Below are 19,590 nucleotides of genomic sequence, written 5' to 3'. Positions count from 1 at the left end.
TAATTTTCCATTTTTATTTTTCTTCGTTATGAATTACGGCTACTGGTTTTCCAGAAACCTTTTCTTGTAAATGTTGGAATACGATGAATAAAACTGGAATGATTAACAAACCAAGTATTACACCTGAAATCATACCTCCTGCTGCACCAATACTGATGGAGTGATTACCTTGTGCGGATGGACCTTTGGCGCTCATCATCGGAATTAATCCTACCACAAAGGCCAATGAGGTCATAATGATTGGTCGTAAACGCAATTTTGCTGCGTCTATGGAGGCTTTGACTAAGGCCTGACCCGATTTCCTTTTTTGGACGGCAAATTCCACAATCAAGATGGCATTTTTGGCAAGCAGTCCGATTAACATGACCAGTGCCACTTGTACATAAATATTATTTTCAATACCGGTCAAACCGATCGCTACAAATACACCAAATATACCTGCAGGTATGGATAAGATTACAGCCAAAGGCAATATGTAACTTTCGTACTGTGCAGCAAGTAAGAAATAGATGAATATCAAACACAGCAAGAAAATAGTTGCCGATTGCCCTCCAGAAGAAATTTCTTCACGAGTTTGTCCTGAAAATTCATAACTATAACCAGCAGGTAATTGTTGTGCTGCAACTTCTTCAATGGCTTTGATGGCATCTCCAGAACTGAATCCAGGTTTAGGGATGGCATTGATCGAAATCGAGTTAAATAAATTATATCTTGAAGCGGTTTCGGAACCGTATATACGAGTTAGTTTAACTAGTGTATTGATCGGAACCATTTCCCCATTTTTATTTTTAACAAACACGCGATCTATGGATGAAGGATCGGCTCTATCATCAATATCGGCCTGAACTACTACTCTGTAGTATTTTCCAAATCGGTTGAAGTCAGAGGCTTGTGCACTACCAAAATAAGCTTGCATGGTTTGCAGTATGTCTTTGACTTTTACGCCTAATTGATCTGCTTTTTCATCGTTAATATCCAATTGCAATTGAGGATAATCAGCTTTGAAACTCGTAAAGGCTACAGCAATTTCAGGACGTTTCATCAATTGTCCAATGAAGTTCTGAGAGATACCACTAAACTTATCGAGTTTACCACCCGTTTTATCCTGTAGGACTAAGTCTAAAGCTTCCACATTACTAAAACCAGGAACAGTAGGAAAACTAAATACAAAGAAACTACCACCAGTAATAGCGCCTAATTTACCTCGTACTTGATTCATAATTTCATCGATGCTTTTAACGGCACCACGATCTTCATTGGGTTTCAACAATACAAAAACTACTGCTGAAGAAGGACTCGTTGAATTGGTTAATAAATTGAAACCAGAAATAGCCGTTACGTCTCTTGAAGCATCTAATTTTCTAAGAATATTTTCTGCCTCGGTCATTACCTTTTGAGTTCCATCTAATGAAGTTCCTGAAGGAGTGTTTACCGCAATGGCAATAAATCCTTGGTCTTCTGTTGGGATAAATCCTGAAGGAGTCGTTTTAACCATCACTACTGTAGCGAAAGTAATTAGGGCTAAACCACCTAAACTAACCCATTTGTTACGAATTAAAAACTTCAATCCACCCACATAACGATCTGTTAAAGAGTTAAAACTTCTGTTGAATCCATTAAAGAATTTTTCTTTAAATCCTTGTTTGACATAAGGAGCATCTCCGTGTGCTGAATGGTTGTCTTTTAAGAATAAAGCAGCTAGGGCAGGGCTTAGCGTTAAAGCGTTAATGGCTGAGATGACAATGGCAATGGCCATGGTAAAAGCAAACTGGCGATAGAAAACTCCAGTGGAGCCTTCCATGAAACCAACCGGTAAAAATACGGCAGCCATAACCAAGGTAATGGAAATAATGGCACCCGTTATTTCGTGCATCGCTTCATGTGTAGCTACTTTTGGAGACAATTGTTTGTGTTCCATTTTGGCATGGACGGCCTCGACCACCACAATAGCATCATCGACCACAATACCAATGGCTAAGATTAAGGCGAATAAAGTCAATAAATTGATCGAGAATCCGAACAATTGCATGAAGAAGAACGTACCCAAAATCGCAACCGGAACTGCAATAGCAGGGATCAAAGTGGATCTAAAATCCTGAAGGAAAATAAAGACCACTATAAAGACTAATATAAAAGCTTCTATTAAAGTATGTTGTACCTGTTCGATGGATTGGTCTAAGGATACTTTAGTACTATAGAAAATATTGTGTTTGATTTCTTTAGGGAAATCTTTGGAGGCTTTTACCATCAATTTATTAATGGCAACCTGTATATCATTTGAGTTGGAACCTGCCAACTGAATAATACCAATTACCACTCCTTTTTTACCATTCAAACGCGTTAAACTGGTATAGGAATAGGCGCCAAGTTCTACTCGGGCAACATCTTTTAAACGAAGAATCGAACCATCCGCATTAGAGCGTATTGCAATGTTCTGATAATCTTCTGGTTGGGTTAATTTCCCTTTGTATTTGATAACATATTCAAAAACTTCTTTACTTCTTTCTCCAAACTTACCGGGAGCAGCTTCCAAACTTTTATCCTGAATAGCAGACATTACTTCGTTTGGAGTAATCTTGTAAGTAGCCATTTGAGTTGGATTCAACCAAACGCGCATGGAATAATCTTTCACACCACCAAAAATGCTGGCCGAACCAACTCCTGGAATCCTTTTGATTTCTGGAATGATGTTGATTTGCGCATAATTGGCCACAAAGGTCTGGTCGTATTTGGATTCGTCATCGGTATACATACCGATGGCCATAATAAAACTGTTTTGTTGTTTGGCTGTGGTTACACCTTGCTGAACCACCTCTGCAGGTAATTGACTCGTCGCTTGTGCTACTCTGTTTTGAACGTTTACTGCAGCTTGGTCCGCATTGGTTCCTAATTTAAAGAAAACAGTAATGGCTAGGGTACCATCGTTACTGGCTGTAGAACTCATATAGGTCATGTTTTCTACACCATTAATGGATTCTTCTAGAGAAGGAGCAACAGATCGCAAAACGGTTTCTGCATTAGCACCAGGATATATGGCTGTTACCAAAACCGAGGGAGGGGCAATATCAGGAAATTGTTGCAATGGCAATTTCGTGAGTCCAAGTACACCCAGAATCACCAATAAAATGGAGATTACGGTTGCCAGTACAGGTCTTTGTATAAATATTTTGAACATCTTCGTAAAAATTATTTTTTGTTAATGATTTGGGCAACTTCTGGTGCCGATTTTTGTGGTTGAATCACTTGTCCTTCTTGAAGTTTATCGATACCACTTAATACAATAAGATCACCAGTTTGTACACCTTCTTTGATAAGATAGTTTGTTCCTGTTTTGCCAATAACGGTAATCGGCATTTTGTTTACTTTGTTTTCTTTACCCACAGTGAAAACAAAAATTTTGTCCTGCATTTCTATAGTAGCGGATTGAGGAATTAGAATGGCATCGTCATGTTGAATACCTAAACGAATTTTTCCTGTATTCCCTGAACGTAAGGTTCCACCAGTATTTGGAAAAGTTGCTCTTAAAGTAATAGCTCCGGTATTTTTATCAAATTGACCATCGACCATATCGATTTTCCCCGTTTGAGGATAAGCATTATTATCGGCTAAGATCAAAGTTACAGGAGGTAAGTTTTTAAGTTTATCACCCAAACTGTTTCCAGCATATTTAGCTTTGAAGTTGATAAAATCAGTTTCCCCTAAAGAGAAATAAGCATAAACCTCGTGTACATCCGAAAGGCTAGTCAAAGGCTCAAGATCAGTAGAAGAAACTAAACTTCCTTGTTTTTTAGGTAATCTTCCGATATACCCGCTAACAGGAGCCGTTACAGTAGTATAACCAAGATTAATTTTGGCCGATCCTACCATGGCTTTGGCTTGTTCTATATTAGCAGCTGCTATTTTTTGAGAAGCTTTAGCCGTTTTTAGCTGATAATCAGAAACCACTTTATTTAGAACTAGTGGGGTTAATTTGTCCACTTCTAATTGTGCATTGATCAAAGCCGCTTCGGCAGCATGAAGATTCGCTATAGCATTGTTTAATTGCTCGCGGAAGGGACGTTCGTTTATTTTGAATAGGGTTTGACCTTTAGTTACATAAGATCCCTCATCTATATATACTCGCTCTAGATTTCCACTTACTTGCGGGCGGATTTCTACATCAATGGTTCCTTGTATGGAAGCTGGATAGTCAGAATCTGTGACAGCATTTGCGTTTTGGATTGCTAAAACTGGTAGTAGGGGAGCTGCGGGAGCAGGAGCTTGCGTTTTATCAGCACAACTGCTTAGTACGAGTGCTAGAATAAAACTGGTTATAATTACATTCTTCATTTTACTATTTGATTTAATTGGTTGGACATTCTCTCTTTTAAAAATTTGTGGTATGCGGGTATTCTCGGGATTCATATTTAATTGTATTAAATTATCTAACGATGTTAAGTAAATGGTTGAAAAAGACCATCAAAAAAGCCTTCCAATTATATCTCACAATTGGTATTAAATTATTTATCACTGTTAAGTTGAAATGAAAAAAAAAGCTTTTTAAAACCTATTAAATCATTTATCACTGTTAAATGAAGTTGCAAAATTAATTATATATTGATTATTAAATTATTTATCACTGTTAAATTAAGATGAAATTTTTTTTATTGTATCGATTTAATGATACCACCAATGGCATCTTTAAGAATCTGATTGTTGATTGTTTCTAGTATATCACTTTTGTTGATGATGTTGATGGCGATTAAACCATGAATCACGGAAAAGAAGGTGAAATACTTTTGTTTGATAATATCTTCAGTAGGACTGCTATTCTTCATGATCTCCGCAATAACAGCAACAAATAATTCATAAGGTGCTTTAGAGGCCGAACATTGTTGTGAACAACAATTCATTTGTACGCCAAACATCACTTGATACATTTCGGTATCGGTAAAGGCAAAATCCCAATAGGCCATCCACATGGCTTCTAATTGCTCTTCTGGTTTGTCAAATTTAGCTTTGGCTTTTTCAAGCTCTTTGGTCAATTTAATAAACCCTTTACCAGTTAACTCTTGTAGGATTGCTTCTTTATTGGAGAAGTATTCGTAGATAATAGGTGCCGTATATTCAATTCTATCGGCAATTTTTCGCATACTCAGACCTTGCCAACCGTCTTCTTTAACGATAGCATAAGCAGCTTCAAGAATATTACTTCTTGTCTCTTCTTTTTGTCTTAAAATACGATCTTTACTTGCCATTTTGATAGTGTATTAAATAATCTAACACTGTTAAGCAAAGGTAGATTAATTTTTAAATATAGTACAATAGGAGTATCAATTTTTTTTATTGCTCCATAGAGGACTAAGAAAAAGCTTTGAAATGCTTGGATTCAAAGGCTTTTACTCGTCTGTGTTATTTTATGAAATCCATTTCGACATGCTCAATTCCGGCATCTAGGAAAAAATTATCGGTCTGTCTGAATCCGTTTTTGATGTAAAAACGACTTGCATTGACTTGAGCGTACAAATAAATCTTCTTTTTGTCTTTTAAGTCGTCCAGTATTTTGTGCAGTATAGCTTCGCCTATTCGTTTGCCTCTGTAGGTGCTTAAAACGGCAATTCGTTCAATTTTAAACCCATTCTCCATCTTTCTATATCGCGCTGCTCCAGCTGGTAAACCATTTACAGTGGCCAGATAGTGTATGGCTTGCTCATCATCCATAGACTCGCGCTCTTGTGATACATTTTGTTCTTCTACAAATACTTGTCTTCTAATGGCAAAGGCGATATCAATTAGTTTTTGATCGTCTACTTTTTCTACTATAATTAAATTTTTTGTAGCACTTTGTGCCATTGTATTTTTCGTTTCTTTGATTGCTGTCATTCGGTCAAAAAGATTTTTTGTTCTCAGATTTTGATTTACTTCGTTTATGGCTTTGAATAAATTATTATCGGTATGGGTCAGTTCAATCAATGCTTCAGTCATGATTTGCCATAAAGGTTCTAATTGACAGATCATTTTATTAGCCCTATCCGTTAGGGTTATCAAGCGCTTTCTTTCGTCTTTAGCATCCTTGGTTGAGCCAATCAATTCCTTTTTTTCCAATTCTTTCAATAATGAAATGGTGGTCGGATGGGAGTATCCTATTTCTTGTGACAGTTCCACAACACTTATAGCTTGTTTTTGTGATAGCACATAGATAACTGGAAACCATTTTGGCTCAAAGTCGATGTTTTCACTTCGATAAAACTGTTGTGCTTCTTTTCTTAGGTTTTCATTTAAACGCTGTAAAAGATTACCCAATACCAATGATTTTGATTGTTCTAGTACCATAGAAAATAATTTGCGTATAAAATTACGTAGTTAACTACATATATGCAAAATTAGAATTAAATTTTAGGTTTTTTTTATAAGGTTGGCCTTTAAGGTATGGTGGTTTCTGTAGGTTCTATATATTGGTAGATTCATGCATTTTCTAATAAAATACAAATAGATAAAAGATGTACCGTTTGATAGTAGATTTGTACCACTGTTAGCATTTGGTTTGTGTGTATCTTTGTGATAGTAGTGTAAATTAAAATTTGAATATGATGAAAGCAATAGGATTTAAAAGCTCATTATCAATAGAAAAAGAAGATAGTTTTGTTGAATTTGAAACGCCAAAACCGGTTCCAGTAGCACATGATTTATTGGTCAAAATTAAAGCAGTTTCTGTAAACCCTGTAGATTATAAGATACGTCAGAATAGCGCGAAAGATATTGTTTTAGAAACGCCAAAAATTATAGGTTGGGATGCTGTTGGAATTGTAGAAGCCATTGGTGATAAAGTAAGTTTATTTAAAGTAGGAGACGAAGTTTTTTACGCAGGAGATATTACCAAGCCAGGAAGCAATGCAGAATATCAAATAATTGATGAGCGTATAGTAGGGAATAAACCAAAAACGCTTAGTGCAGAACAAGCAGCTGTAATGCCCTTGACAGGTTTAACAGCGTGGGAGCTTTTATTTGACCGAATTCGGATCAATCCAGAAAAAGATAAGGGGAAAACCATTCTCATAATTGGTGGCGCAGGTGGAGTAGGTTCAATTGCGATTCAGTTGGCCAAAAAAGTAGTAGGGTTGACCGTGATTGCTACGGCTTCTCGCCCCGAATCTATTGAGTGGTGTAAACAACAAGGTGCCGATTTTGTAGTCAATCATAAAAATTTAGTAGAAGAAGTTCGTAATGCAGGTTTTCAGCACGTAGATTTTATTTTAGATTTTGTAGATGTCAATCAGTATTGGAGTGCCTTTGTAGAGCTAATAAAGCCTCAGGGGCATATTGGTTCGATTAGTGATCCGAAAGAAAATGTTAACCTTCGCGAATTAAAGGGTAAAAGTGTCAGTTTTCATTGGGAATTAATGTTTACACGCTCGATGTTTCAGACAGACGACATGATCGAACAACATTATATTTTAAATCAATTAGCTACTTGGCTAGATAACGGAACGATTCATTCCACACTAAAAACAACACTGACAGGTTTGACAGCAGCAAATTTTAAAGAAGCACATCAACTATTAGAGTCGGGTAAAACAATTGGTAAAATTGCCATTAAATTTTAAAGAGAAAAAAACATAAAGCAAGCTTCAAAGGGCTTGCTTTATGTTTTTAATGAAGATGTTTCGGTATGAGTGAAACTGCTAGGAGTGTTTTTTACTCTTTAGTCTCTATGTCTAGTGCTATGAATTTATTTTGCTTTGAAATCTGATCTATTTTTTTTCTCAAATAATGATCTAGAGTACCATTTTTTATTTTTAATTCCTTCTCAATAAAAATGAGAAGTTCTTCTTCCGTTTTGCTCTGATTCAGTAATTTTTTAAAGAGTTTGATGCCTCCTTTTTCAATGGCTAAATTGCATAGCAATGCACCAGTTACGTATTGGGGATTTGTTTCTTCGTCTAGTTTCCAAAAGTCATTTGGCTTATTTAAATCTACTTCAGGATGTAACTTTAAAAAGGCATTGACTCTTTTAATACTATAGAGCAAGGATTTCCCCTTGTGAGCATTTTCTCCTCCCCAATAGGCAGACAAACCGGTCAATAGTAGTTCGTTTGCATTCGGGAAATAATTATTAATAAAATGGGTTATTTCGTGTTGATGATTCTCGCCTGCTTGAGCTGTTGCGTAAATGATATTATTGAAAGAATCAAAAAAACCGCACTCTTTTCCATTGCCCATTGTCATGACATAATCAAACCCCTTTACTTTAAAAATATCTTCACAATCGCGACAAATAAAGTAGTCTATATTTTGAGGTTTTAATTGAAATATAGAACAGATTTTTATCAAGTATTCATTAGCTTGATCAGCTTTTGTCTCATTAAAAACATATTGCGGGAAATAATGATAGGTGATGTTTCCAATTACTTTGGTTTGCCAGTCTTTGGTTAGTTTTGGTTGATAATTGGTCAGATAGAAGTTTTGGTTTATTTTCGTAGCAACTACATTGGTTATGGCGTATATGTCAAAGTTTTCCTTATCATAAAAAGCAGATTTAATAACGTAATCATTTTCTGTTTTTGATATGGATAAGATCTTATTACTCATTTGAAAATAATACAGCGATGGATTTAAAAAACCTTCACTTCGTAATAAATCATAACTTTTGTATTTTGCTTTATCATTGTCACACCAATTTGGATTATTATTTAATTCGTGAGGATTAGATAGTAAATAATTTTTCCAAAGTTTTACAATTTGATTTTTTTCAACACTTAAGGTGTCTAATCCAATGTTTGTGGTAACTTCTTGGGCTTTTATCGATAGTGTTGCTAAAAAGAATAATAATATAGTTATGTAATTTGATCTCATAGATGATCTTGTGATTTACGGTTTATTTAGGTTAAAAATTTTAAATATCGAACGAGAGTTTCTGTCAAAGCAAACTTAATCCATTATAATCGAAGTAAAGTAAATTTATAAGTTTCTAATGATGTTTTACCTATACTTGCAAAGTTAGTATAAAAGTATAATTGTAAGACAAATCTACTATAAAAGCAGTTTTACCAAGTTTTATGTAAGGAAATAAGAGGTGTTTTTTATGCAAAAATAAGGGCGGTACTTTTAGAAGTACCGCCCTTACGACCAATTTTGATTTGCTTTTTAAAATCAGGTACGATTTTAAAAGCTGCATTTAATAACGTACAGTTTTTGCAATCTACTAGAGAAGACTAAACGCAGGTTATTCGTTTATGATATCGCCTTCTTTAGTTTCTTCACTGGCTATTTTAACCAATTTATCTTGAGTATTCAAATCACCAAATATTTCAATTTTATCCTCGATTTCTCTCCCTTTTTTAACTTCAACTCTTGTGGCTTTATGATTCAATACTTTGATCACATACAATCCTTCAGCTGAACTTACCAAAGCTGATTTTGGAATAACAAAGGTACTGTCTTTTGCATTTAGAGGAAGTAGTACTTCGGCTACCATTCCAGGTAAAAGATTACCTTTGGTATTGTGTACGTCCATTTCTACGCGTTCAGAACGAAGTTTCATGTCTAAAGCACCTGACATTCGCTCAATGGTTGCTGTAAAAGTTTCGGGTAATGATTTTACATTAAAGCTCATTTGGTCACCCGTATGTAAATAACCCGTATATAATTCTGGAATAGAAACTGCCAAACGCAATTTACTTTGCTGTTGAATAGTCAATAGGGGCAAATCAGATCCTTTTCCTGCTGGACCAACAAAGGCACCCATATTCACATTTCTAGCCGAAACTACTCCGTCAAATGGCGCACGAATTTCAAGATATCCTCTCATGATGGCTACTTCCTTGTGAGCAGCAATGGCAGCTTGATATTGTGCGTAATCTGAGTTTTTCTTTCCGCTAGCCATTTCTAAATCATTTTTAGAAATGGTTCCTTCCACTTTACTGGTTTCGTATAAACGATTGTAAGTACTTTTACTAGTAGCGTAAATAGCTTCCATCGATTTTAGTCTGGATTCTGCAGCAGCCAATTGTGAACTGATTTCTGGTGCTTCCAAAATAATTAAAAGTTGTCCCTTCTTTACTTTTGAACCAATATCTACTTTCAATAATTTGACAAAACTGCTCACTTTAGCATATAAGTCGACTTGTTGAAAACCCGATAATTCAGCAGGCAAACGCAATGCTGTTGTTAGTTTCTGCTTTTCTAATAGTATAGTTGCTGTTTTAGCTTCTATTTCTGCAGTAGGTGTTTCTTCTTTTTTAGAGTTACAACTAGTTAGAAAAAATACGGCTACAAAAAACAATGTAGTTGATTGGATAATTTTATTTTTCATTTTTTGGATTTAATGATGAGATATAATGGATGCTTTCTTCGTCTTCAGGATCTAGAGAAACAGACTGTGTTGTTGTTTTTTCTTGTGCCCAGGCAAAAATTAAAGGCAAGATAAGTAATACGGCAAAAGTTGAAAACAACAGTCCACCAACTACCGCTCTTCCTAATGGAGAAACTTGATCCCCTCCTTCACCGTGACCAATGGCCATTGGTAACATTCCGGCGATCATCGCCACAGAGGTCATGATGATAGGACGAAGACGCAGCGCTGCAGCTTCACGAGCTGATTCTAATGCGTTTCCATTGATTTTCCTCAATTGCTCAGCATTGGTTACCAATAATACAGCATTAGCAATCGAAACTCCTACCGACATGATAATTCCCATATAGGACTGTAGGTTTAATGTTGAACCTGTAAGGGTCAACATTAACAGAGATCCTAAAACTACTGCAGGAACTGTCGTTAGAATCACTAAGGATACTTTGAACGATTGGAAATTAGCCGCTAACATTAAGAAGATGACAAAAATAGCCACGACTAATCCCATTTGTAAACTGCTTAAAGTTTCTACCAATACTTTACTCATCCCAATTGGGGTGATGAATAATCCTCGGGGTAATTCTCCCAGTGAATTAATGGTAGCATCCACATCTTTTACAGCTGTTCCCAAATCGGTTTGACTAATGTTGGCTGTAACGGTAATGTAAGGCATCGCGCCTATATTGTCGTTTTCACCACTTACAAAACCAGGTGTAATTTTAGCAACGTCGCTTAAAACGGGGCGCAACGAATTTTTCAACACGGGAATCTCTCCAATATCGGTGGTGCTTTTCATTTTATTTAAAGGAACCTGAACTTGAACAGCATAGGATAAACCAGCTTTTTCATCTATCCAAGTATTTTTCTCTGTGTATCGAGAGGATGAGGTCGACGCTACCAGTGATCTTGAAATATCATTCATGTCCACCCCTAATTCGGCAGCACGCGTTCTGTCAATGTCGATGTTCATAGCAGGATAATGGATCGGCTGACCAATTTGCACATCTCTGAAATACGCTATCCTTTTGAGTTTTTCTACAATTTGATTGGCGTATACTTCATTTCTTTTTTTGTCTTTTCCGGCAATTCGAACTTCGATTGGAGTAGGAGAACCTTGGCTTAATACTTTATCGGTAAGTTCGATGGGTTCAAAAGAAACCTTTACATCGGGTAAAACTTTTTTAAGACGGGCTCTAAAGTCGTCTTTAAAATCATCCATATCTGCATGATACTCTTTTAAACTCACTTGAAAAACGGCCTCATGAGAACCCGCCATGAACAAATAGATTGGGTTAATAGAGAACAAAGCAGGGTGCTGTCCCACATATACGGATGTTATGCCGATATGTTCTTTCCCTACCATGTTTTGTAATTCTTTCAAAACAATGATGGCTTTTTCTTCAGTTCGTTCTAGACGTGTTCCATCTGGAGCACGCATTCTCAGTTGAAACTGACTCGAGTTTACTTTTGGGAAAACATCTTTACCAATGAAATTAAGAAACAGTACAGCAATAAGGCTAATGACAATCAAGTAGGTAATGGTCGCCGCTCTTTTATAAGGAAATAAACGATCTAAAGTTCTCATGAAACGAATTCTAAAACGCTCGAAAGCGCCAATTTTCCCATCCTGATTAGCATCTTCTCGTTCGATCATTACTTTTTTCTGACCAATTAAGAGTTTCTCAGATTCAGGAGTTAATCCACTGTCATTGAATTCAGCCTCATCATCAGTAATGTCAGGTGTGTGTTCGTGTTTAGGATGTGCTTTCATCAACCAGTTGGCCATTACAGGTACAAAGGTTTGTGACAATAGGAAGGAAATAACCATAGAGAATCCAATGGCCAAGGCCAAAGGTAAAAACAAAGCCCCCGGTATTCCTACCATGGTAAAGGCTGGTGCAAAAACGGCCAATATGCAAAGTAAGATCAATAACTTAGGCAAGGCAATTTCCTGACAAGCATCCCAAATGGCCAGTGCCTTGGGTTTGCCCATATCGAGATGCTGGTGAATGTTTTCGATGGTTACCGTACTTTCATCTACTAATATACCAATGGCTAAAGCCAATCCACTTAAAGACATTAAGTTGATGGTTTGTCCGAATAATTTTAGGAATAAAACCCCTGAAATAATAGAGATGGGAATGGTTAAAATTACGATCAAAGCCGCACGTTTATCACCTAGGAAAAGTAAAACCATTAAACCCGTTAAAACAGCTCCGATAATACCTTCTGTGATCAAACTTTTTACCGAGTTGATGACATAAACCGATTGGTCAAATTCATATGACAATTTCACATCTTCAGGCAGCGTACTTTGAATTTTGGGAAGTTCGGCTTTTAATTTCTGAACCACATCCCAAGTGGAAGCATCTCCGGCTTTAGCAATACTAATATAAACCGAACGTTTTCCATTTACTAAAGCGTAACCAGCAGTGATATCTGCACCATCTTTTACCGTGGCGACATCACCAAGAGTTAAGTTTTGAACGCTTCCTTTAAACAAAGGAATTTTCTCAAAATCTTTAACTTCTCTTATGGTATTATTGGTGGGTGTAATGTAATTTTTGTCGCCTATTCTCACGTTTCCTCCAGGAGCAGTTTGGTTGTTTAGACGTATGGCTTCCACAATTTGATCCGGTGTCATATTGTGTGAACGCAACATGTCTGGATCTACATTAACCTCAATAGTTCTTGGACTTCCCCCGAAAGGTGCCGGTGATAATAATCCTGGAACAGAAGTAAAGGACGCTCGTACGTATACGTTGGCTAAATCCTGCAGTTCGTTGTTGGATCTGATTTTGCTGCTCAGTACCAATTGACCAATGGGTAGGGAGGAAGCATCAAAACGAATGATAAACGGAGGTTGCGATCCCGGTGGAAAAGAGGCCTGCATCCTATTGGAAAGTGAACTCAATTCGGCTGCCGCCTGCGCCATATTGGTATCTTCATAGTAGGTTAATTTCATAATCATTAACCCTTGAATATTTTTGGTCTCAATTGATTTTACACCATTGGCAAATGGCATAATATTGACATAATTTTTGGTAAAATAGGCTTCCATTTGATCTGGGCTATACCCTCCAAAAGGATGTGCAATATAGATGACCGGCAAGTTCATTTTCGGAAGAATATCCACCTTGATGTCCTTGATGGCGCTAATTCCGAAGAAAAATAGACCCGCAACCATTACGAGTATGGAGATGGGTTTGCGGAGTGCAAAACGTATTAAATTCATTAGGAGCTATAATTAAAATTCATTTATAAATAAGTCAAAGTTGCCAGTGGCCGCTACTTTTAGCAAAAACGATTGCCACACATTATTGTTGACAATATCACGATCGATTTCCGCTCGATTTAGCGTATACAAGGTTTGGGTGATATCAGTCAAATCGGTTAATCCATTTTTATACAGCGTCGATTTTTGTAAATAAGCTCTTTGTGCTGCATTGACTTGAATAGGGGCTTCAGTATAATTTTCTAGCGTGATTTTTATTTTTTCATCTGCCAAAGACAATTGTGATTTCAATTCTCTATCGGCTTGGTTGTATTCTTCTTGTAAAGCTTGCGACACATACTTCTGAGCGCTTACTTGTTTGCTTATTCTAAAAGGGGTAGTCAAATTCCAAGTGATTCCAACGCCAATTAAATAGTTCGTACGATCTGGGTTCACACCATCCCAATAATTTCTATTAAAAGAGGTTTGATCGGTAACATAATCGGAACTAAATCCAGAAGCACGGGTTTGTAAAACACCAAAGGCACTCATGGTAGGGTAATAAAAACGTTGGTATAGTTTCGCTTGTTGATTACTATAATCGATCTTGGTTTTATAATATTGTAGCAAGGGATGTAAGCTGTCTGAAGCAATTCCAGTTAGTAGTTCCTTGGGAATTTCATTCACAAATAAGGTATCTGTAGCAAAATTCTGTGGTCCCACACCCATTAAATCAACTAATTTATTGTTTTGTTCTTTGACAAAGTTTCGAGCAAGATTTAAGGCAATTTTAGCTTTTGAAACTTCAGCGGTAGCCAAGGTAGAATCCACTCCAGCCAATAGTCCATTTTTTACACGGGCCACAGCAGTTCTTTTAAATACTTCAGCACGACTTAAATTCTTTTTTTGCGAAATCAATAATCTTTGGCTCGCTAGTAAGTTCAAATAAGCTGCGGATATTTTGATCTGTTGCTGAAATTTCTCCTGTTTCAAATCATTCTCTTTGGCTTGAAGATCAACTTTAGCCAAGTGGATTTTTTCTTGGGTTTTTCCGAAAGTAAAAAAGTCCCAATTCATATTGACCAAATACAAAGCCCCAAAAGCAGAATTCCAGTTTTGATCGGCTAATGCAGGTCCGGAAGAAGCTGTTCCTAAACCATTGAAACCATACAGAGGACCGTTTTGTCCATTGATGGTTCCGTAATCTTGTTGGGCTGACAAATTAAGATTCGGCAAATAATCGCGTTTTGATTGTTTGAGACCCTCGCGCGATGCATTGGTGTAGTTGTTTTTTGCTCTAATGGAACCGTAGTTTTCAAGACCTGTTTTGATGGCTTCTTTTAAAGACAAGGTTTGTGAATAACTGATTGAGGCAAAAATCAAGAAAAATAATAAGGTAATTTTTTTGAAATACATAAAACTCAAGGTGTGAAATTATCCAAACAAAACTATTTCTCTTTATCCAATAAAAGCCTTGTTAAATGATGTAATGCAGTAATAAATGACCAATTGAATTGGTCATTTATTGGAAATGATAATTAAATATTTGTTCGTACTTTGTAAACTATTTAAGAAATAAAGATGGATAAGAAAACAGATAACTTACTGGATAATAAATGGTGGCAGGAGATTGCTGTTATTGTATTTTCATTTACCATTTATACCTTAAAGAATGATTGGATGTTGTTTAGTTCTGCAGCTTCTATTTTAATGGGAGTTTTTTTCTACCTGATTTTGTATCTACACGCGCAATTTAATCGTTTTTTTCTACTTCCGATTTTGTTTAAAGGCCAACGTCCTGTAACCTATATTTTATTGACTGTTTTTGGAGTGCTAGTATTTTCGGTGGTTTTGTACGAGGTTACTCAGTGGGAATTGTTTAATAAATGTCGTTTGTATCAAAACTCACATCAACGAAGTTATGTGTTTCATTTGGCTAGTGTTTTGGGAACTTTGGTTTGTATATTGAGCCCGATAATCGTTTTTAAGTTTTACAGAATCCACAAAAGACAAACCGACGAAACCTTGTTATTCAATCAAATGCAACTCAATGCACTTAAAGGACAACTCAATCCGCATTTTTTATTCAATACTTTTAACACCCTTTACGGAATAAGTCTTGAGTTTCCTGAGCGAACCCCTGATTTAATTATGAAAGTATCGCAATTGATGAGGTATCAGCTGGAAAGTAACAACAAACAATGTGTTTCTTTAGAGGATGAACTGGAGTTTATAAACAGTTACATACAACTCGAAAAAGAGCGGGTGGCCTATCGATGTGACATTACATATGATTGCAAAATAGATAATGAAAATGCGTACAAGGTTTCTCCAATGTTGTTGATCGCTTTTATTGAAAATGCTTTTAAACATGGTGCTTGTGCTATAGAAAAATGCTTTGTTCGAATTATAATTACCGTGGAAAATGGTTTGTTGCATTTACATGTAGTGAATTCAATTCCTAAGAAAAAGAATGAAGTTGTGTCCACTAAAATTGGATTAAAAAATACGATTGAACGATTGAATCTAATCTATGGAAAAGACTATAAATTAGATATTCAAGACGATAAAAATACTTATATTGTAGATTTGAAATTGCAATTGAAAAAATTTGTATAATGAGAGAACCAAAAAAATGTATAATTGTGGATGATGAGCCAGCAGCACATTATGTGTTGGCGAATTATATCAAGCAAAACCCACAATTAGAATTGGTTTTTCAAGGTTTTAATGGCGTAGAAGCCATGAATTATCTGCGAGAGCATCCAGTAGATTTGATGTTTTTGGATATTAATATGCCGGAGATTTCAGGGATGGAATTGCTAAAGATTATCCCTAAACACCCTAAGACTATTTTAACGACCGCTTATTCTGAATACGCATTGGAAAGTTACGATTATGGTGTGATTGATTATCTTTTAAAACCGATTTACTTTCCTCGTTTTTTAAAGGCTATCGATCGTTTTTTTGCTACCGAACAAAATAAAATAAAAGAAGAAGAAGTTTTAATCAATACTGTCAATGTGAAAGTGGATGGGTATTTTATAGATATCGAATTAGATCAGCTTTTGTTTGCGCAGAGTTTTGGTAACTATGTAAAATTGCATACGCTAAAAAGAATCTATTTAGCTTCGATAACCACCAGCGAATTTGAGAAATGTCTTCCAGAGAACTTTATTCGGATTCATAAATCGTATATAGTGGCGCTGGATAAAATTGAAGTGGTCGAGAAAGATTTTGTCATCATCAAAAAAGAAAAATTACCCGTTGGGATTACCTATAAAAGAGAATTGTCCGACCGATTGAAAAAATAATACCTAGAAAAAGAGATTACTTACTAATTCAATTTTCAAATGAAGAGCCTACTATGATATTTCATGTAGGCTTTTTTGATACTCTATACTTAAAGTTTTAAACTTAAAGACTTTTTGACCTACTGTCAATTGAAGAATATTTTTTAAAGTTTTAAGAAGCCTAATTCGTATAGTTTAAGCATGTAATTCTAGTATTTCTCTTGTTTTTTTACCGTTACTCGTATTTATTTGCTTTTTGTCTATTTGTTGATTTATAAAAGTATTATTTTTTTTTGTAAAAATTTGATTGTTTGATGAGAGTAAAATACTACTTTTGATTTTTTTTTAACAAAAAATTAGGAGCTTTGAAATATAAGCCAAAAGACAATCAATATAAAATTAAAGCATTAATTAATAAATAAGATCACATGAAAAAAAGAATTTTAATCTTAGTAGTTGTAGTAATAAGTGTTTGCAGTTATGCACAAAAAATCAAGGTTGACAAAGGAGAAATCAAGCTCGATGAAAAAACAATTGGTTATATAGAAGGTAAAAAACCCGTTTTTAAAATATTCAATTTAGATAAAAGTTATGTCGTTACAGCAGAGTTAAAGAATGCTCCCAATAGCCCTTCGTTGACACTTCCATGGATTGAAATTAAAGATGAAACCACAGGAAAATCTAACGAATTAGAATTTAAAAATAAAAGCAGAAAATTTAGTGCCTTTAATTATGACAGAAGCATTATCTATGAATTATTCGATGGAAATTATATGAGTGCAGATGGTTTAAATAAAGAGGCAATAGAAAGTTTTGTTAATGGAGAATCAACTGGTATAGCTGCAAAGCGCCTGGGAGTTCAAAATGAAGTTGACAACGCAAATAAATTGGCTGATACCTATCAACTAACCATTGATGACTATGGTACTGTTTATAGTACAAAAGCAAAAAATCAAGATCCAAACGATAAGAAAATCGGTCTTGTCAAAATGACCTCACCATCAACAAATGGAGAATTAAAGTACGAAGTTTTAGATCTAGACAATAGATTAATAGCAACTTGGTATGCAAAAGCAGGAATGGTTTCAGGCTATGATAAATTTTTAAATCAACAACTTATCACATACGACAAAAAAGTAATTAATGCTACTTTTGATAATAGAGGTAATCCTATAGGGTATAAAATGAGTAAAGATATTACGGCAATGAATGTTGTAAGAGCTTTGGTTGGTAACGGTTATACTTTAGGGAGAAATAATTAATTGAAAAGAATATATAGAAAAGGAAAATGAAAAAGAGGATTTTAATCGTGACGGTGTTGCAACTGTTTTTAGTGTTGAATAGTTGTAGTTCTGATTCAGGAAGTGATTCACAGCCAACACCAGAACCACCTGTTGTAGTGGTAAAAACAGCAAAAGTAACATCATATTCTAAAAATTCAGGAGAAACTGGAGAGACAGTTAGTCTTTACGGTGAGAATTTTTCGGATAAAGTAAGTGATGTCAAAATTACTTTTGATGGTGTTACTGCAACAATTGTCTCCTCGACAGCGACTGAAATTAAATTTACTTTACCTAAAACTGAAAAAGTCCTACCAAAATTGGAACTTACCATAGTCAATAGAACGATAAGTAATGAAGTGAAAAATGATTACGAAGCTAATGTTGGTATTCTTCCTACTCGTTCTTTGACAGAATGGGTAACACAGGAAAACAATTTGGATAGGGATGGAGCGAGATTTAACATTCAGATGGAAAGTGATAAAAGTGTATATTTTTCAGGTAGTTTCAAAACTTCAGACGGAGGTATTACTTGGAAAACATGGGCTGGTGGTTCAGTGTTTCATGCAACAGTAAACAACGAAGGCTGGAGCAGTGGTATAGGAAATCCAAAGATGACAAAAATAACAGCGGGTGGTATAGTTATCAATAATTTCGCTAATATAGAAAATACTACCGATGTGTATTATTGCATGTATGTTGACGCCAATATGAAAGATGGAACAGTTGTTACGCAAAAAGGAAAGGTCTTCACAACATCAAATGGACTTGATTTTGCAAAAGTTTATGAACTAGGAGACGATACGGCTAACCTTTATCAATCAACAAAAATTGACAATAATCATATTTGGGCAATTGGCTATAAAAATGTTAAGGACAAAGATGGATTTAATGGTAACCGAGCTTTTATTTTATTCAAAAACAATACAACTGATGGATGGAAAGAATATCCGTTTGTTAATGAAGCAGCAGGTTATTATGCCAGAGAGATTTGTTTTCTTGATAAAGAAAATGGTTACCTTTTAATTGGCGAGTATAACCAAACGCCACTGGATATTAAGTTATTTAAAACCAACAATGGAGGGGATTCTTGGAGCCAGGTTTATAACGGTGAAAAGTTCACGAAGTTCACTTTTAAAGATGTTAGTACAGGTTGGGCAATTTTAGAGAATAAGATCTACAAAACTACAAATGGTGGTGCAGCTTGGACTTTAGACTACACCCATGACCAACCGATTGGAAACATTTCATATAAAAACAACGTAGTTTGGGCTTTTTCTAAAAATAAGATTATCAAACGCTACCTACAATAAGATTGGGTAGATTTCGAAACGTAAGTTTAAAGCGATTAAGTAAAAAATAATTTTTCTTAATCGCTTTTTTGTTTTTATTATTTATGTCTGATCGATTAGCATTCCAAAAAAGGGATCCTAATATTGTGCTTTTATAATGTTCATAGGGCTCATCATTGAA

The 19,590-nt window shown here is 35.4% G+C and carries 13 protein-coding genes; 5 read left to right on the top strand and 8 right to left on the bottom strand.

Going from position 1 to position 19,590, the window contains the following annotated elements:
* Positions 1 to 13: 13 nt before the first annotated feature.
* The 4 genes from AC51AA_RS06175 to AC51AA_RS06160 form a co-directional block, all read right to left on the bottom strand.
* A complete protein-coding gene (locus AC51AA_RS06175) occupies positions 14 to 3,175 on the bottom strand; it encodes an efflux RND transporter permease subunit (protein WP_500704858.1) in 3,162 nt (1,053 codons plus the stop codon).
* Between the two features lie 11 nt (positions 3,176 to 3,186).
* Positions 3,187 to 4,404: an efflux RND transporter periplasmic adaptor subunit gene (locus AC51AA_RS06170; RefSeq protein WP_500704857.1), complete on the bottom strand. Its 1,218-nt coding sequence runs from the start codon at positions 4,402 to 4,404 to the stop codon at positions 3,187 to 3,189.
* 239 nt (positions 4,405 to 4,643) lie between these two features.
* Positions 4,644 to 5,237 (bottom strand): TetR/AcrR family transcriptional regulator, encoded by a 594-nt coding sequence (locus AC51AA_RS06165; RefSeq protein WP_500704856.1) that lies wholly within the window; start codon positions 5,235 to 5,237, stop codon positions 4,644 to 4,646.
* Positions 5,238 to 5,391: 154 nt separating this feature from the next.
* Positions 5,392 to 6,312, bottom strand: a complete 921-nt coding sequence (locus AC51AA_RS06160; protein WP_500704855.1) for a GNAT family N-acetyltransferase — start codon at positions 6,310 to 6,312, stop codon at positions 5,392 to 5,394.
* 257 nt (positions 6,313 to 6,569) lie between these two features.
* Here AC51AA_RS06160 and AC51AA_RS06155 point away from each other — a divergent pair, with 257 nt between their 5' ends.
* A complete protein-coding gene (locus tag AC51AA_RS06155) occupies positions 6,570 to 7,583 on the top strand; it encodes a zinc-binding alcohol dehydrogenase family protein (RefSeq protein WP_500705616.1) in 1,014 nt (337 codons plus the stop codon).
* Between the two features lie 91 nt (positions 7,584 to 7,674).
* Here the strand turns inward: AC51AA_RS06155 and AC51AA_RS06150 are convergent, their stop codons facing one another.
* From AC51AA_RS06150 to AC51AA_RS06135, 4 genes are all read right to left on the bottom strand, one after another.
* Entirely contained in the window at positions 7,675 to 8,832 is a 1,158-nt protein-coding gene (locus AC51AA_RS06150) for a hypothetical protein (protein WP_500704854.1), read from the bottom strand.
* Between the two features lie 370 nt (positions 8,833 to 9,202).
* Positions 9,203 to 10,291 carry an efflux RND transporter periplasmic adaptor subunit gene (locus AC51AA_RS06145; protein ID WP_500704853.1) on the bottom strand — a complete coding sequence of 363 codons (1,089 nt, stop codon included), beginning with the start codon at positions 10,289 to 10,291 and terminating at the stop codon, positions 9,203 to 9,205.
* Entirely contained in the window at positions 10,281 to 13,565 is a 3,285-nt protein-coding gene (locus AC51AA_RS06140) for an efflux RND transporter permease subunit (RefSeq protein ID WP_500704852.1), read from the bottom strand. Before AC51AA_RS06140 ends, AC51AA_RS06145 begins: the two co-directional genes overlap by 11 nt.
* A 12-nt stretch (positions 13,566 to 13,577) precedes the next feature.
* Complete coding sequence (locus AC51AA_RS06135) at positions 13,578 to 14,960, bottom strand: TolC family protein (RefSeq protein WP_500704851.1); 1,383 nt, start codon at positions 14,958 to 14,960, stop codon at positions 13,578 to 13,580.
* 165 nt (positions 14,961 to 15,125) lie between these two features.
* On the opposite strand from AC51AA_RS06135, the gene AC51AA_RS06130 reads away from it, so the two are divergent.
* From AC51AA_RS06130 to AC51AA_RS06115, 4 genes are all read left to right on the top strand, one after another.
* On the top strand, positions 15,126 to 16,163 hold the full coding sequence (locus tag AC51AA_RS06130) for a sensor histidine kinase (RefSeq protein ID WP_500704850.1): 1,038 nt from the start codon (positions 15,126 to 15,128) through the stop codon (positions 16,161 to 16,163).
* Positions 16,163 to 16,858, top strand: a complete 696-nt coding sequence (locus AC51AA_RS06125; RefSeq protein ID WP_500704849.1) for a LytR/AlgR family response regulator transcription factor — start codon at positions 16,163 to 16,165, stop codon at positions 16,856 to 16,858. The genes AC51AA_RS06130 and AC51AA_RS06125 overlap by 1 nt, the downstream gene beginning before the upstream one ends.
* A 407-nt stretch (positions 16,859 to 17,265) precedes the next feature.
* Entirely contained in the window at positions 17,266 to 18,099 is an 834-nt protein-coding gene (locus tag AC51AA_RS06120; protein WP_500704848.1) for a hypothetical protein, read from the top strand.
* Positions 18,100 to 18,125: 26 nt separating this feature from the next.
* The gene (locus tag AC51AA_RS06115) at positions 18,126 to 19,430 is read left to right on the top strand and encodes an IPT/TIG domain-containing protein (protein WP_500704847.1); all 1,305 of its coding nucleotides are present in this window, start codon (positions 18,126 to 18,128) and stop codon (positions 19,428 to 19,430) included.
* Positions 19,431 to 19,590 lie beyond the last annotated feature (160 nt).

This window comes from Flavobacterium sp. OHVDL-2026-0007 (assembly GCF_059882335.1).
This window is presented reverse-complemented; position numbering and strand designations above follow the sequence as displayed.

Bases quoted from the DNA above. Each gene is read 5' to 3' on its own strand.
- AC51AA_RS06175 (WP_500704858.1), bottom strand. From the start codon at position 3,175: ATGTTCAAAATATTTATACAAAGACCTGTACTGGCAACCGTAATCTCC.
- AC51AA_RS06170 (WP_500704857.1), bottom strand. From the start codon at position 4,404: ATGAATCCCGAGAATACCCGCATACCACAAATTTTTAAAAGAGAGAAT.
- AC51AA_RS06165 (WP_500704856.1), bottom strand. From the start codon at position 5,237: ATGGCAAGTAAAGATCGTATTTTAAGACAAAAAGAAGAGACAAGAAGT.
- AC51AA_RS06160 (WP_500704855.1), bottom strand. From the start codon at position 6,312: ATGGTACTAGAACAATCAAAATCATTGGTATTGGGTAATCTTTTACAG.
- AC51AA_RS06155 (WP_500705616.1), top strand. From the start codon at position 6,570: ATGAAAGCAATAGGATTTAAAAGCTCATTATCAATAGAAAAAGAAGAT.
- AC51AA_RS06150 (WP_500704854.1), bottom strand. From the start codon at position 8,832: ATGAGATCAAATTACATAACTATATTATTATTCTTTTTAGCAACACTA.
- AC51AA_RS06145 (WP_500704853.1), bottom strand. From the start codon at position 10,291: ATGAAAAATAAAATTATCCAATCAACTACATTGTTTTTTGTAGCCGTA.
- AC51AA_RS06140 (WP_500704852.1), bottom strand. From the start codon at position 13,565: ATGAATTTAATACGTTTTGCACTCCGCAAACCCATCTCCATACTCGTA.
- AC51AA_RS06135 (WP_500704851.1), bottom strand. From the start codon at position 14,960: ATGTATTTCAAAAAAATTACCTTATTATTTTTCTTGATTTTTGCCTCA.
- AC51AA_RS06130 (WP_500704850.1), top strand. From the start codon at position 15,126: ATGGATAAGAAAACAGATAACTTACTGGATAATAAATGGTGGCAGGAG.
- AC51AA_RS06125 (WP_500704849.1), top strand. From the start codon at position 16,163: ATGAGAGAACCAAAAAAATGTATAATTGTGGATGATGAGCCAGCAGCA.
- AC51AA_RS06120 (WP_500704848.1), top strand. From the start codon at position 17,266: ATGAAAAAAAGAATTTTAATCTTAGTAGTTGTAGTAATAAGTGTTTGC.
- AC51AA_RS06115 (WP_500704847.1), top strand. From the start codon at position 18,126: ATGAAAAAGAGGATTTTAATCGTGACGGTGTTGCAACTGTTTTTAGTG.